Annotated in this window: 12 protein-coding genes and 1 pseudogene; 5 read left to right on the forward strand and 8 right to left on the reverse strand. The window is 74.4% G+C overall.

All coding sequences use genetic code 11. The features are described 5' to 3' along the window. Window positions 1-44: 44 nt before the first annotated feature. Window positions 45-1,502: an aldehyde dehydrogenase family protein gene (locus ACGFZF_RS07860; protein ID WP_356603715.1), complete on the reverse strand. Its 1,458-nt coding sequence runs from the start codon at window positions 1,500-1,502 to the stop codon at window positions 45-47. 76 nt (window positions 1,503-1,578) lie between these two features. Then, complete coding sequence (locus tag ACGFZF_RS07865) at window positions 1,579-2,451, reverse strand: helix-turn-helix domain-containing protein (RefSeq protein ID WP_393551949.1); 873 nt, start codon at window positions 2,449-2,451, stop codon at window positions 1,579-1,581. A gap of 330 nt (window positions 2,452-2,781) precedes the next feature. Here ACGFZF_RS07865 and ACGFZF_RS07870 point away from each other — a divergent pair, with 330 nt between their 5' ends. Beyond that, window positions 2,782-3,279 carry an ATP-binding protein gene (locus ACGFZF_RS07870; RefSeq protein WP_356603711.1) on the forward strand — a complete coding sequence of 166 codons (498 nt, stop codon included), beginning with the start codon at window positions 2,782-2,784 and terminating at the stop codon, window positions 3,277-3,279. 157 nt (window positions 3,280-3,436) lie between these two features. On the opposite strand, the gene ACGFZF_RS07875 is transcribed toward ACGFZF_RS07870, so the two are convergent. From ACGFZF_RS07875 to ACGFZF_RS07895, 5 genes and pseudogenes are all read right to left on the reverse strand, one after another. Then, a complete protein-coding gene (locus ACGFZF_RS07875) occupies window positions 3,437-3,679 on the reverse strand; it encodes a DUF397 domain-containing protein (RefSeq protein WP_393551951.1) in 243 nt (80 codons plus the stop codon). A gap of 164 nt (window positions 3,680-3,843) precedes the next feature. Further along, window positions 3,844-3,930: pseudogene (locus tag ACGFZF_RS07880) on the reverse strand (hypothetical protein); the annotation flags it as partial. A gap of 222 nt (window positions 3,931-4,152) precedes the next feature. Next, entirely contained in the window at window positions 4,153-6,210 is a 2,058-nt protein-coding gene (locus tag ACGFZF_RS07885) for an FUSC family protein (protein WP_393551953.1), read from the reverse strand. A 165-nt stretch (window positions 6,211-6,375) separates the two neighbouring features. Further along, window positions 6,376-7,521, reverse strand: a complete 1,146-nt coding sequence (locus ACGFZF_RS07890; RefSeq protein WP_393551955.1) for a DUF2786 domain-containing protein — start codon at window positions 7,519-7,521, stop codon at window positions 6,376-6,378. Further along, window positions 7,500-7,889: a helix-turn-helix domain-containing protein gene (locus ACGFZF_RS07895; RefSeq protein ID WP_356603701.1), complete on the reverse strand. Its 390-nt coding sequence runs from the start codon at window positions 7,887-7,889 to the stop codon at window positions 7,500-7,502. The genes ACGFZF_RS07890 and ACGFZF_RS07895 overlap by 22 nt, the downstream gene beginning before the upstream one ends. An 80-nt stretch (window positions 7,890-7,969) precedes the next feature. Here ACGFZF_RS07895 and ACGFZF_RS07900 point away from each other — a divergent pair, with 80 nt between their 5' ends. The 3 genes from ACGFZF_RS07900 (at window position 7,970) to ACGFZF_RS07910 (ending at window position 11,786) form a co-directional block, all read left to right on the forward strand. Next, a complete protein-coding gene (locus ACGFZF_RS07900) occupies window positions 7,970-8,782 on the forward strand; it encodes an NAD(P)H-binding protein (protein ID WP_393551958.1) in 813 nt (270 codons plus the stop codon). 134 nt (window positions 8,783-8,916) lie between these two features. After that, window positions 8,917-9,687 (forward strand): ABC transporter ATP-binding protein, encoded by a 771-nt coding sequence (locus tag ACGFZF_RS07905; protein WP_393551960.1) that lies wholly within the window; start codon window positions 8,917-8,919, stop codon window positions 9,685-9,687. Continuing rightward, window positions 9,681-11,786, forward strand: a complete 2,106-nt coding sequence (locus ACGFZF_RS07910) for an FtsX-like permease family protein (protein WP_393551962.1) — start codon at window positions 9,681-9,683, stop codon at window positions 11,784-11,786. The genes ACGFZF_RS07905 and ACGFZF_RS07910 overlap by 7 nt, the downstream gene beginning before the upstream one ends. A 215-nt stretch (window positions 11,787-12,001) precedes the next feature. On the opposite strand, the gene ACGFZF_RS07915 is transcribed toward ACGFZF_RS07910, so the two are convergent. Beyond that, window positions 12,002-12,919, reverse strand: coding sequence for an NADP-dependent oxidoreductase (locus tag ACGFZF_RS07915; RefSeq protein ID WP_393551964.1), 918 nt, complete (start codon window positions 12,917-12,919; stop codon window positions 12,002-12,004). A gap of 219 nt (window positions 12,920-13,138) precedes the next feature. On the opposite strand from ACGFZF_RS07915, the gene ACGFZF_RS07920 reads away from it, so the two are divergent. After that, a complete protein-coding gene (locus tag ACGFZF_RS07920) occupies window positions 13,139-14,407 on the forward strand; it encodes a LuxR C-terminal-related transcriptional regulator (RefSeq protein ID WP_393551966.1) in 1,269 nt (422 codons plus the stop codon). Window positions 14,408-14,489: the final 82 nt, after the last annotated feature.

Below are 14,489 nucleotides of genomic sequence, written 5' to 3' on the forward strand. Positions count from 1 at the left end.
CCCTCCCGGGAACCCCGGCCGGACACCCCGGCCGGGGCCGGGGGTCAGAACGGGAAGCGGCTGCGGCCGTGCTGGACCGAGATCCACTTCTGGGTCGTGAAGGCGTCGATCATCGAGTCGCCGTTCAGCCGCCCTATGCCCGAGTGCTTCTCACCGCCGAACGGGACGATCGGCTCGTCGTGCACGGTGCCGTCGTTGATGTGGATCATGCCGGTGTGGATGCGCTTGGCGATCCGCACCCCGCGCTCGACGTCACCGGTGTGGACGGCGCCGCTCAGCCCGTAGGGCGTGTCGTTGGCGATGCGCACCGCCTCGTCCTCGCCGTCGAAGGGGACGATCAGCGCCACCGGGCCGAAGATCTCCTGGCTCAGCACGGGCGCGTCGGGCGCGATGCCGGTGAGGACGGAGGGCGAGACGAGATTGCCGTCCACCGAGCCGTGCAGGAGCGCCGTGGCGCCGTCCTCGACGGTCTGGTCGACGAGCGCCGAGACGGACTCGGCCTGCTGGGAGTTGATGAGCGGACCGATGTGCGTGGCCGGGTCGGCCGGGTCGCCGACGCGCAGCGTCGCGACCTTCGCCGTGAACTTCTCGGTGAACTCCTGCTCCAGGGTGCGGTCCACGAGGATGCGGTTGGCGGCCATGCACACCTGGCCCTGGTGGACGAAACGGCTGAAGACCGCCGCGTCGACCGCGTAGTCGACGTCGGCGTCGTCCAGCACGATGAGGGCGCTGTTGCCGCCGAGTTCGAGGACGGCGTGCTTGAAGTGCTGCGCGCAGACCGTGGCGACGTGCCGCCCGACCTTGTCCGAGCCGGTGAAGGAGATGACCTTCGGCACCGGGTGGGTCAGCAGGGCGTCGCCGATCTCGGCGATGTCCGTCACGACGACGTTCAGCAGGCCGGCCGGCAGACCGGCGTCCTCCAGGACCTTCGCGACGAGGGTGCCGCCGCAGATCGGGGTGTTCTGGTGCGGCTTGAGGACGACGGCGTTGCCGAGGGCCAGCGCGGGGGCGACCGACTTCAGCGACAGCAGGAAGGGGAAGTTGAAGGGGGAGATGACACCCACGACGCCGACCGGCAGGCGGTAGACGCGGTTCTCCTTGCCGTCGACCGGCGAGGGCAGGATCCGGCCCTCGGGGCGCAGCGCCAGCTGGATCGCCTCGCGCAGGAACTCCTTGGCGAGGTGCAGTTCGAAAGCCGCCTTGAGGCGCGTGCCGCCGAGTTCGGCGACGATCGTCTCCGCGATCTCCTCCTCGCGCTCCTCGACGATGCGCAGCGCGCGCTCGAAGACGAGACGGCGGGAGTACGGGTTCGTCTCGGCCCACGCCGTCTGGGCGCGCTCGGCCGCCCGGTAGGCGCGGTCGACCTCTTCGGCGGTGGCGACCGTGATCGAGGCGAGCTTCTCCCCGGTGTACGGGTTGAAGTCGATGATGTCCCACGATCCGCTGCCGGGCTTCCACTCGCCGTCGATGTACTGGTGGGCCAGGTCGGTGAAGTAGGACATAGGACGAGACCCCTTAACCCGCGGTGGCGGACGTCGGCACGGACGTGAACTGATGTCACGTCATCGTACTTACGTATCAGGAGAGTTGAAGGAGTCCTCGGAGAAGATCACGGGTTTCCGCCGGATCGGGGCTGTCCTCCTGGAGGCGCTCCATCACCCGGGTGTACTGACCGACCTCCTCGCGCTTGTCGAGGTAGAGGGCGCTGGTGAGCTGCTCCAGGTAGACGACGTCGGACAGGTCGGACTCCGGGAAGCTGAGCATGGTGAAGGCGCCGCTCTCGCCGGCGTGGCCGCCGAAGCTGAAGGGCATGACCTGCAGGGTGACCGAGGGGTGCTCCGAGACCTCGATGAGGTGCTTCAACTGGCCGCGCATGACCGAGCGGTCGCCGTAGGGCCGGCGCAGGGCGGCCTCGTCGAGGACGGCGTGGACGCGCGGGGCGCGCTCGGAGACGAGGATCTTCTGGCGTTCGAGGCGCAGGGCGACGCGGCGGTCGATCTCGGCGCGCGAGGCGTCCGGCATGCCGCGGGTGACGACCGCCTGGGCGTATGCCTCGGTCTGCAACAGGCCGTGGACGAACTGGACTTCGTAGACGCGGATGAGCGAGGCGGCGCCTTCCAGGCCGATGTAGGTCTGGAACCAGCCGGGCAGTACGTCGCCGAAGCTGTGCCACCACCCGGCCACGTTGGCCTCGCGGGCGAGCCCGAGAAGCGAGTCGCGCTCGGCCTCGTCGCCGACCCCGTAGAGCGTGAGCAGGTCCTCGACGTCCCTGGCCTTGAAGCTCACCCTTCCCAACTCCATACGGCTGATCTTGGATTCGGAAGCACGGATCGAGTAGCCGGCCGCCTCACGGGTGATGCCACGCGATTCGCGCAACCGCCTCAGCTGCGAGCCCAGCAGGATGCGCCGGACGACACTCCCGCTCGTTCCGCTCGATTCGACTGCGGTCACGACTTGAGCCTCTCGTTCACGGTCTCGGGTCCCGGATTCTGCCACTAAACGCTTCAGCCCGTACACATTCGATTACGGAAAGAGGGCAACTTCAGGGCGACTTCACGGACGAGACGAAAGGAGGTGACAGAAGATATCAACAGAATCGGCGCGTGGCCGGACAGGTCCGGCGCGTGCACGTGCATCTGCCCTTGCATCCAGTGGGCGCATTCGGAACCATGGACCCCGCGCGGCTGCGGACTCGATCGTGATGCAGCGGCGCAGCACCCTTGGCAGCACCTCTAGCACCACGCCGTCGCACCACAGCCGCGATTCCCGGGAGTGCCTCGCATGGGGACGAATGGATCGACCATGCTCGAGCCGTTACGGCAGGGGCTTCCGCCGATCGATCCCGCCGCCGTCTCCAACTCCGCCTCCTGCGCGCTGCCTCCTCGCTACGAAGCGGTGCGCGGCGCACGGAAGTTCACGCAGTCGACGCTGACGAACTGGGACCTCGCCGACCGCTTCGACGATGTCGCGCTGGTCGTCTCCGAGCTCGTCACCAACGCGCTGCGCCACGCGATGCCCGCGGACGCTCCTCAGGAGGAGGGCCAGAACCCGCCCGTCCGGCTGCACCTGATGCGGTGGACCGGCCGACTGGTGTGCGCCGTGCGCGACCCGAGCCACAAGAGCCCGGAGGCCCGCGCGGCCGAGGGCGACTGCGCGGCGGAGTCCGGGCGCGGGCTGTTCCTGGTCGACTCCTTCAGCGACAGCTGGGGATGGCACCCGCTGGCCGGGACCCTGCACGGCAAGGTGGTGTGGGCGCTGTTCCGGCTGGGGTCGGAATAGCGGCGACCGCGCCACGATCGTGCGACACCGAGATCGACAGGGCCCCGGCGACCGCCGGGGCCCTTCGCGCGCCGTCCGGCCGCGGGCCGGACCTCATGAGCGGCGCGTACGGTGCGGGTGCCCGTGCAGCTTCGCGTGCGGGACGTCGCCGTCCACCTCAGACCAGGTGGTCGAACTCCCCGTCCTTGACCCCGAGCAGCAGCGCCTCTATCTCGGCGGGCGTGTAGACGAGAGCCGGCCCGTCGGGGTGGCGCGAATTGCGCATCGCCACGTTCCCGCCCGGGAGCTTGGCGAACTCCACGCAGGACCCCTGGGAGTTGCTGTGCCTGCTCTTCTGCCAGACGACACCCTCCAGCTCGGTGGCCGCCATGCCGTTGTACGCAGGATGCGCCTGGTGCATTGGAAGCTCCCCGAGTTGCTTGATGCAGGTGTCAACTTCCTCGGATCATAGCTGTGTTCATATGCCAATGCATGAGCAGATGCACGTGCACGCGGGGTGGTGTGTTGACTACGCGACTCAGCGTGCCGGCGCACTACCGACGGGTACGTGACGAGCGCCATCCCCCTGACGATCTTCATCGCCCGGGCGGTACGCCGTTGCGGTCGCGCACTCGCTCCGGTCAGCCTACGACTTCCGATCTTGCCCGGGCCGGCGAGAAACCGCGCGGCGGGTCCGCGTCCTTTCTCCGTCGACGAAGAGGACGCCGTCCCGGTCCGGCTGGTTGGCTCTCGGGCCTCACGGGTTCGCGAGGGGACCCCGGCGGTGCGGGCGGCACGGGCCGGAGCCCCGGGAAGGCGGCGTCGGGCCGCCGGCCGCCGCTTCCCGCGCCCCGGCGTCGGACGATCGGGAGCGAGGCCGCCGCGGCCCGGATCTCACGTCGGCCGCGGGCTCTGTGGTTCCAGGGCCGCCGACAGCTCGTCCAGTGCCTCCAGGAGCATCCGCGCCCCCGTCCGTAGCAGCGGGTCCGGCGGGGCGTCCCAGGTCGCGACCGTCTCCCGCAGGTCGTCCCAGTCGGGCTCGCCGCGCTCCCGTACCGCCTTCGCGCCCCGCTCCGTCGCCCGGCGCAGCGCCTCGGCCAGCGTCGCGGCCGCGGGCACGGCCGGGGCGCCCCGCTCCGGCAGGTGCGCCTCCATCAGCATCGCGATCCGGCCGAACTGGGCCAGGGCGTGCTCGGCGTCCTCCGTCGCCGTGTGCGACAGGCCGCGGTGGCGCACCGGCTCGTGCGTCGCCCGCACCAGCGCCTCCTGCCAGGCGATCCGGGCGGCCCGGGTGGCCAGCAGCGCCTCCCGGACGTCGGGGCAGACGCTGCCCGCCGGGTCGGCGTAGTGGGCGACGACGGTGGCGGCGTAACGGCCGTCCGCCACCAGCCAGTCGGCGAGCCGGCCCCGCAGCCGGGGCGTCTCCCAGGCCGGATAGAGGGCGTAGCCGAGCATCGCGAGGACACCCCCGAGGAGCGTCAGGATCACCCGCTCGCGGACGGTCTGCGCCCACTCCGAGCCGCCCATGCCGAGGAGGAAGACGACGTACGCGGAGACGCAGATCTGCGAGACGACGTACCCGGTGTGCATCAGCAGGTACATCCCGAAGGCGCAACCGACGGCGAGCGCGGCGGAGAACCACATGTCGGGGTGCACGCCCTGGACGACGGCCGTGGCCAGGGCGACGCCGACCAGGGTGCCGCCGAAGCGGGCGACGGAACGCGCGTACGTCTGCGTGAAGTCGGGGCGCATCACCATCACGGAGGCCATCGGCGCCCAGTAGCCGTGGCCGAGCGGCAGGGCCGAGCCCAGGACGTAGCCGACGGCGGTGACGGCCGAGACCCGGATCGCGTGGCGCAGGATCGGGGAGTCCCGGCGCAGCTCGGCGCGCATCGCCGCCAGGACGTTCGGGGTCAGCGCCAGGAGGCTGGGACGGGCGCGGGCCCCGGAGGCCGTCTCGGTGCGGGGCTCGGCGGTCTCCACCACGTCGTCGAGCAGGGCGGCGAGCCGCGCGGCGGTCCGGCGCGGCGGGCCGTGCAGGATCCCCTGGGTGTCGGGGGTGCGGAGGGCGGCGACGGCGGCCGGCGGCAGTTCGACCGGCTCGCCGTGGCGGATCGCGTGCGCCGCGGCGTCCAGGATCGCGCCCGCCGCGCCGAGCAGCTCGCGGACCCGGCCGCGTTCCGGCCCCTCGGCGGGGACCCCGACGGCCGGGTCGGCGAGGGAGGCCAGCACCGGGCGGATGCGTTCGGCCAGACCCCGCGCCCCGTGCAGCTCCGCGGGGCGGCGGCGGGCCTGGCGCGGGGTGACGGCCGCCGCGCTGCGGGCGGTCATGAGCGGGACGGGATCGAAGGGCGCGGTCGGGTCCTGCCGCAGCCGCCGGGCGTAGTCCGCCTCGGCGGCGAGCGCGTCGGCGAGCGCGTCGCGGTGCGCTCCCCAGCGGCGGACCGGCAGGAGGACGACGAGCGCGGCCTGGACGAGACCGCCGACGGCGATCATGGCGGCGTGCCCGGCCGCCTCGGCGACGGAGGTGGGGAGCGTGACCGTGACCAGCATGATCGCGACGTTGGAGGAGGCGATGATGCCGACCGTCGGGCCCGCGGTCCAGGCCAGCCCCGCCACGAGGGTCCACAGGACCAGCAGGGCCAGGAAGGGCCCCGGGTGCGCGCCGGCGCCGGTGAGGTAGCCGAGGAAGGTGGAGACGGCGAGGCTGGCGCCGGAGGCGAGGGCCAGGGTCGGGCGGGGACGCCAGGAGCGCTGGAAGGTGGCGATGGCCGCCTGGAACGCGCCGAAGGCCGAGGAGGCGGCGACGCCGGGGCCGAAGAGCGCAAGCGAGCCGCCGACGACGAGGGCGAGACCGAGGGCGCCGCGGGCGGCGACCAGCGGTTCGAGCCGTAGGCGCTCGACGGCCATTCCGGAACGGGCGGTCTTCCGCAGCGCCCGAAGCCAACTCATGGCCGCGAGCCTATCCGCGAACCCCTACGTATCGGACATGACGGACAAGACGTCGGAGCGGACCGGTCCGGATGACCGCGGGCCGCCCGGGCCCCTGCCCGCGCCGGGCCTCCGCCGGACGGCCGCTCCCGCCCCGGGCCCGCCGGCCCGCCGGCCGGCCCTGGGTCAGTCCCCCGAGGGGACCTCCGGCCGACCCCGGTTCAGCCCGGCCCGGTCCGCCGCCGTCGTGCCGTGGTCCCAGCCCGCCTCGTCCCAGGCCGCGCGGACCCGGGTCGTACGGGTCTGCGGGAACATCTCGTCCGTCCGGGCCGTGACCGCGACCTCGCGCGAGGCGAGGGCGGGCAGCAGCGTCGGCGCCTCGGCCGCGACCCGCCGCGAGGTGCTCGCCAGCCGCGCGCCGAGCCGGTTCGCGTACGCGAGGAGGAACGACTGCCGGAAGGACTTCGTACGCTTGCGACCGCCCGCCCGCTGCTCCGCCTCCGCCTTGGCCATCGCCGACATCCCCTGCACCAGCAGCGAGGTGTACAGCAGCTCCACCGGCCCCAGGTCCGCCTCGAAGCCGACCACGGTCGAGAAGCCGTAGGTCTCGTTCCACACCGCCCGGCAGTGGTTCGCCGTCGCCACCGCGTCCAGCAGGATCGCCTTCGCCTGCTCGTACGGCGGCTCCACGCCGATCCGCACGGCCCCGGGCGTCTCCCCCGCCGGGCCCTGGGCCCCCGCCGCCAGCGCCGCCTCGTCCAGGCTGTGGCGGGCCATCAGTTCCTGCGCCTTGGCCGTCAGGGCCTCGGCCTCCTCCGGGTAGCCGGTCGCCTCCGCCTTCGCGAGCAGCGCCCGGATGCGGGTCAGCATCCGGGGCTCGCCCGCCGCCGGCGGCGGCAGCGCGTCGCCGGGCACGGGGCCCACCGGGTCCAGGGACGGCAGCCTGACCAGCAGGCGGTACAGCTCCAGCACGGCCGTCGCGTACGAGAAGCGGTCCGCCCGCCACGCGCGCGTGTCCAGGTCCTCGATCTGCGCCGCCCACCGCGCCGGCAGCCGTTCGTATCCGGCGGTCTCCGCCGCGATCAGCGCCCCGAGCAGCCGGACGTGCTCCTCCGCCAGGTCGCGCCGGACCAGCCGGACGACGTCGGCGGGCTGCCAGCCCCGCTCCCAGGCCCGGCGGACGAACTCCGCACCCCGCCGCGACAGTTCCGCATCCGCGGCCGGGTCCGCAGCGAGCAGGGACGCGGCCGAGTCCAGCGCGGCGACCTCGTCCGTGTACAGCGCCGTCCGGAAGGCGTTCTCGACCGTGCTCACGACTGCTGGGCGTCCCATTCCGCTCGGGCCCGCCCGATCACCTCGCGGTGGTCGAGCGACCAGTCGATCAGCTGCTTGATGAGGTGCGTCATGCTGTGCCCGGTCTCCGTCAGGGTGTACTCCACCTGGGGCGGGATCGTGGGATGCACCGTCCGCGTCACCAGCCCGTCCCGTTCCAGCCGGCGCAGGGTGAGGGTGAGCATCCGCTGCGAGATGCCCGTCACCAGCCGCTGCAGCTCCTTGAACCGCCGGGTGCCCGCGGCGAGTTCGACCACGACGTGCACGGTCCACTTGTCGCCGAGCCGGTCCTGCACGTCCCGCACCCCGCAGTCCTCCGCGCACGAGACGACCGGCGCGGCGGTTACCTCCGTGTGCCCCACTGACACGAATGTGCCTCCTTCCGAGATCCCTGGCCCCCCACCATGCTGGCAGGCGTCACCACCGACCGGCGAGAACAGGGGGAATCATGCTGCTCGTGACCGGGGTCTCCGGCGGGCTGGGCCGGCTCGTCGCGGAGCGTCTCGCGGGACGCGACGACGTCGTCCTCGGCACCCGCGCGGGCCTGCCGGGGACCCGCCTCGTCGACTTCGACGAGGCGGCCACGCTCGTCGACGCCTTCGCCGGAGTGGACACGCTGCTGATGATCTCCGCGGGGTACGGGGAGGACGACACCGTCGTCGCCCGCCACGAGGCCGCGATCTCCGCCGCCGAGCGGGCGGGGGTCGGCCACCTCGTCTACACCAGCATCTCCGGGGACGGCGACCACCTCTCGTACGCCCTCGCCCATCGCTGGACCGAACGGCGTCTGCGGCGCTCGACCGCGCGGTGGACGATCCTGCGCAACGGCCTCTACGCCGAGCTGTTGGCCCTGCTCGCCGCCCCGGACGCCGACCGGCGGGTCACCGGCCCGCTCGGCGAGGGCCGGCTGGCCGCCGTGGCCCGCGAGGACCTCGCCGAGATCGCGGCCGCGGTCGCCGCCGCCCCGGCCGCGCACGCCGGCCGCACCTACGAGCTGGTCGGCGAACGCCCGCTCGGCGGCCCGGAACTGGCGCGGGCGCTGGGCGCCACGTACGCCCCCGGCACCCTGGCCGAGGCGCGCACCGCGCTCGCCGCCTCGGGGGCGGAGCCGTTCCGGATCCCGATGCTGACGGGCACGTACTCGGCGATCGCGCACGGCTTCCTGGACGGCTCGGGAGTACGGAGCGACCTGCGGGCGGTCCTGGACCGGGAGCCGCGCGACCCGCTGGACGCGTTCGTGGAGGCGGTGCGGAAGGGGTAGCGGTCCGGCCGCGCCGGGCGCACGGCCGCACCGGCGGGGGCTGCGTCCCCACCCGCGGGGTATGCCTGGCCCCACCCCCCGGACGCCCCCCAGAGGTCGTGACCGGCCGGGGGCGGAAACGGTTCGCTTGAGCCATGACCCCAAGCGCCGTACGGCTCACCGCCCTGCACCGCCACCACCGCGACGTCCGCGCCCTCGACGGCGTCGACCTCGACCTGCGGACCGGCTCCTTCACCGCCGTGATGGGGCCCTCCGGCTCGGGCAAGTCCACGCTGCTGCAGTGCGCCGCCGGGCTGGACCGGCCCACGAGCGGGACGGTCGAGGTGGCCGGGATCAGCCTGGAGGGGCTGAGCGAGCGGCGCCTGACCCTGCTGCGGCGGGACCGGATCGGCTTCGTCTTCCAGTCGTTCAACCTGCTGCCCTCGCTGACGGCCGCCCAGAACGTGGCCCTCCCGGTGCGGCTCGCCGGGCGCCGTCCGTCCCGCACCGAGGTGCGCGAGGCGCTCGCCCGGGTCGGGCTCGCCGGCCGCGAGGGGCACCGGCCCGGCGAGTTGTCCGGCGGTCAGCAGCAACGGGTCGCGATCGCACGGGCGTTGATCACCCGCCCGGCCGTTCTCTTCGCCGACGAGCCGACCGGCGCCCTGGACTCCACGACGAGCCGGGAGGTGCTCGGCATGCTGCGGGACCTGGTGGACCGGAACGGGCAGACGATCGTCATGGTCACCCACGACCCGGCCGCCGGGGCCCGGGCCGACCGGGTGGTCTTCCTGGTCGACGGACGGGTGGCGGGCGAGCTGCCCGGACCCACCGTCGACGGCGTCGCGGCCCGGATGGCGGGCCTGGAGACGGCCGGCACCACCGGGGAGGCGCGGGGGACGGCGCGGACGGGGGCCGTCGCATGCTGACCGTCCTCCTCACCGGACTGCGCGCCCGCTGGGCCGCCTTCCTCGGCAGCTTCGTCGCCCTCGCCCTCGGCGTCGGGCTCCTCACCGTGACGGGCCTCGGCCTGTCCGCCACCTTCGACGCCCCCGAGCGGGAACCGGTGCGCTTCGCGTCCGCGCCGGTCGTCGTGAAGGGCCGCGACACCCTCACCGTCGAGGTGCGACGCGGCCCGACGACGGCCCCTGCCACCCGGAAGCTCGACCGTCCACAGCCTGTGGATATCGAACTGCTGCGTGAACTCCGGGCCCGCTGGACCGTGACCACCGCGGGGGGTCCCGACGCCGTCGGCGTCGACGGCCCCGTGGACCGGGTCCGCGCGCTCGTCGGCGACCGGGCCGAGGTCCTCACCGGCGGCGACCGGCGCCGCGCCGACCCCGAGCCCGAACAGGACGCCGAGGCCCTCGTCGCCCTCAACTCCCTGCTCGGCACCGCGGGCGGAGTCACCACCTTCGTCTCCGTCTTCGTCGTCGCCTCCACCTTCGCCTTCGCGGTGGCCCTGCGACGGCGCGAGTTCGGGCTGCTGCGCACGGCCGGCGCCACGCCCGGTCAGGTGCGGCGCATGCTGCTCGCCGAGGCCGCGGCCGTCGGCGTCCTCGCCTCGGCCGCCGGCTGCGCCCTCGGCGTCCTGGCCGCCCCCTGGACGGCGCGGATCCTCGTCGACGGGGACCTGGCTCCCGACTGGTTCACGATCCCCGCCACCGCCCACTGGCCGCTGTACACCGCCTTCGGGACCGGAGTGGGAGTCGCGCTCGCGGGCGCCGTCGCCGCCTCCCGGCGGGCCGGACGCGTCGGGCCCACGGCCGCGTTGCGCGAGGCGGACGTCGACGCCGACGTCCTGCCGCTCGGCCGCGCGGTGCTCGGCGCGGGCCTGCTCCTGGCGGGACTCGGCCTGCTCGTGTGGACCTGCGCCACCGAACCGTCCGAACTGCTCAAGCGCAAGTCGTACATGAGCCGGTCGATGCTGCTGATCGGCGGCGTCGCCCTGCTCTCCCCGTTGCCGGTCCGGCCGGTGGCCCGCCTGCTGCGGCTGCCGGGAGCGACCGCGATGCTCGTCCGGGAGAACAGCGCGGCAGCCGTCCGCCGGACCGCGGCGATCGCCGCACCCGTGCTCGTCACGGTCGCGCTCGCCGGATCACTGCTCGGCTCGGCGACGAGCGTGACGCAGACCAAGGCGACGGAGGCACGCGAGCAGACGTCCGCGCCCTACGTGGTGACCGGCACGGACCTGAAGCCGGTCGCCGCCGCCCCCGGGGCCGCGGTCTCGGCGAGCGCGAGCACCTCCGTCTTCGTCAGGGACGGGGAGGAGGCACTGGTGAAGTACGGGGCGCGGGCGGTGTCCGACCCGGCGACCTTCGCGGACCTGGCGCGGCTGCCGGTGGTGGCCGGGAACCTCGCCGACCTCGACGACCGCTCGATCGTCGTCAACGAGGAGTGGGAGCGGCGGACGGTCGGCACGGAGGTCGCGGTCTGGCGCGCCGACGGGAGCGGCCCGGTACGGCTGCGCGTGGTGGCGGTCCTCGCGCTCGGCACCGGCGACAACGGGCCGTACGTGACCCGGGCGAACGCGCCGGGCGCGGTGGTGGACCGGATCGACGCCCGGGGAGTGACACCGCGGGCCCTGGCCGCGAGCGGCGGCACCGTCCGAACGGCCGACGCGTGGGCGGCGGCGACCCACCCGGTCATGAGCCCGCCGATCCGGCTGGGAATGGTGCTGGTCCTGGGCATCGCCCTCGTCTACACCCTGATCGCCCTGGCGAACACGCTGCTCATGGCCACCTCGGTACGGGGCGGGGAGCTGGCCTCCCTTCGGCTGGCCGGTGCCACCCGGGCCCGGATCCTGCGGGTGGTGGCGGGTGAGACCGGGCTCGCCGTGGGGATCGGGGCGGCCCTGGGCCTGGCGGTCACCGCGGTGAACCTGGGCACCCTGGGCGCGGGGCTGGCCGCGCTCTCCGCGCCGGTGGCACTGGCCGTCCCCTGGGCGGCGATCGGCGCGGCGGCCGGGGCGTGCGGGGTGGTCGCGACGGCGGCCGCGACGCTCCCCGCGTGGCGGCTGACGCGCTGAGCGGCGATCGTGGGTGGACGGGGCGGTGACCAGGGTCGGAGCCGGGTCACCGCCCCGCCCTGTCCTGCCGTACGACCGCGCGCCCGCCGTGCCGGGCCCCCGTGCGTCCCCCGGCCGGCCGCCGTCCCGCCGGGTTCTCGTGCGCGCCGTGCCCGGCTGCCCTGCGCCGCCGGCCGAAGGCCCGCCCCCGTGGGGCCCTCGGCCGCACGGGCCCCTCAGGGGCGCAGGACGAGCTTGCCGCGCACGTGGCCCGACTCGCTCAGCTCCTGGGCCCGGGCCGCCTCCTTCAGCGGGAAGGACTCGGCCACGGTGACCCGCAGCCTCCCCTCCACGGCCAGCCCGGCCTGGGCGGTCAGGCCCGCGCGGACCACGTCGGGGGCCGCGGACAGGCCCGAGAAGACGATGCCGTGCTCCTCCGCGTCCACCGCGGCAATCGTGACGATCCGCTCCCTCTCGCCGCCCAGCAGCTCGATCGAGACCGGCAGCGTGTCGTGGCCGGCGGCGTCGAAGACCGCGTCGACACCCTGCGGGGCCGCCGCGCGGACCCGGTCCGCCAGACCCTCCCCGTACGTCACCGGGACCGCGCCCAGCGACCTGAGGTAGGCGTGGTTCCGCTCGGACGCGGTCCCGATCACGGTCACCCCCGACGCGACCGCGAGCTGGACGGCCATCGAGCCGACGGCGCCCGCCGCCCCGTGCAGCAGCAGGGTCTCGCCCTCCCGCACGCCCAGCAGGTCCAGCACCCGCTGCGCGGTCTCACCGGCCACCGGCAGGCTCGCGGCCTGCTCCCAGGACAGTCCGGCCGGCTTGGGCACGAAGAGATCGGCCAGGGCGTACTGCGCGTAGGCGCCGGTCTTCGTCCAGCCGAGCACCTCGTCGCCGACGGCGACTCCCGTCACCCCCTCGCCGAGCGCGTCCACCGTGCCGGCGAACTCCAGACCGGGAACGGCCGGGAAGGTGGTCGGGTAGAACTGCTCGACCCAGCCGTGACGGCGCTTGTGGTCCACCGGGTTGACCCCGACCGCGGCGACCGCGACCCGCACCTCGCCGGGGCCCGGCTCGGGCACGGCGACCCCGGTCTCGTGGCGCAGCACGTCCGCGCCGCCGAACTCCTCGTACACGATCGCTTCCATCTCGACCCCCTTCGTCCGGCGCTTCGTCCTCTCGGCGCCCGGATCCGCGTCGGGCCGCTCCCGTGCGGCCCTCGGTCCGCCTCCGTCCCGCTCGCTGCGGTCCGTCGGCGTGCTCCCAGCCTGGCCTCGCCGGCCCGTCCGTCCGGCCCGCCGAACGGCCAGTCCTCCCTGTCCGAAAGGACGGCCGCGGACAGGAGCCGGCTCAGTACGCTCGACTGCATGGAACTGACCGCCACCGGTGCCGCGTCCCACGCCCTGGCCGCCGCGTACGACGTCCTGCGCCGGCCGCTGGGGCAGGTCCTGCCTCGGGTCTCGGCCGTCCTCGCGCCGCTGATCCCGCACCGTTCCGCCGCCGAACTCTCCACGCACTGCGCCCACTCGCCGTTCAAGTCGGCCGACGCGAGCATGCTCGTCACCGCCGCCGACCTGACCCCGCTGCTCGCCTCCGGGACGCCCGGGCGCCCCTGGCAGGGGACGGTGACGGCCGGCGGCACCGCACTCCCGGTCGTCGCCGTGACCAGCGACGCCACCCCGCGGGGCTCGGTCCTGGTCCTCGTGCGCGACGAGGGCGCCGCCCCCGCGGGCGAACCCGAGTTGGCGGTCGCCCAGGCCCTGTGGGACCTCGTGACCAGCCACTTCGACCGCTTCGCCGTGGAGGCCGTGCCGGGCGCGCTGGCCCGCTCCCGGGCCGCCGCGGACACCCGGGCACGGGTGACCGCCGAGCTGACCACCTCTCACGCCGCCGCACTGTCAGGGGTGTTGGGGGTGCTGCGGAGCCGGGCCCTGGACGACGCGACGGCCCGGGCGACCGCCACCGAACTGGCCGTCTCCGCGCTGGTCGAGATGCGAGCGGAGTCGACGCGGGACCGTTCGGTGGCCGAGGAGCCGGCCCACGAGGCCTTCGAGCGCCTCGCGGACGGACTGCGGCCGATGCTGCGGCACAGCCCGGTCCGGCTGGAGCTCGGTCCGCCGGACACCGCGCGTTCCCTGGCGGCGGACGTGGCGCACGGGGCGCGGGCGATCCTGCGGGCGCTGCTGCTGATCGTCCTGGAGCAGGACACGGTGACGCGGGTCCACGTGGGCTGGCAGCTGACCGAGCACGAGCTGCGGGCCACGGTGCGGGACGACGGCGCGGGGATGCTCGACGCCTGCCCGCTGGGAGCGGGCAGCATCACCGACCGTCTGGAAGTCCTCGGCGGGCGCCTGGAGACGGACGCGGTCGCCGGCTGGGGCACGACCCTCACGGCGGTGATCCCCCTGGCCACGCCGGACACCCCGGTCACGCCCGCGGACCATCCGCTGACCGGGCTCGGTGAGCGGGAGGTGGAGGTGCTGACCCATCTGGCGCTCGGCCACCGCAACCGGCAGATCGCCCAGGAGCTGCACATCAGCGAGTCCACGGTGAAGTTCCACGTCGCCAACATCCTGACGAAGCTGGGCGTCGGCTCCCGCGGCGAGGCGGCGGCCCTCTTCCACGCGGTGGCCTAGCGGGGGACGGCGGCGGGGTGCAGGGCACGTCCGGACCGCGGCGCCCCCGGGGGCGTCCGGCTCCCGGACGCCCGGCCGCACT

It is taken from the genome of Streptomyces sp. NPDC048338 (assembly GCF_043201055.1).
Lineage (GTDB): Bacteria > Actinomycetota > Actinomycetes > Streptomycetales > Streptomycetaceae > Streptomyces.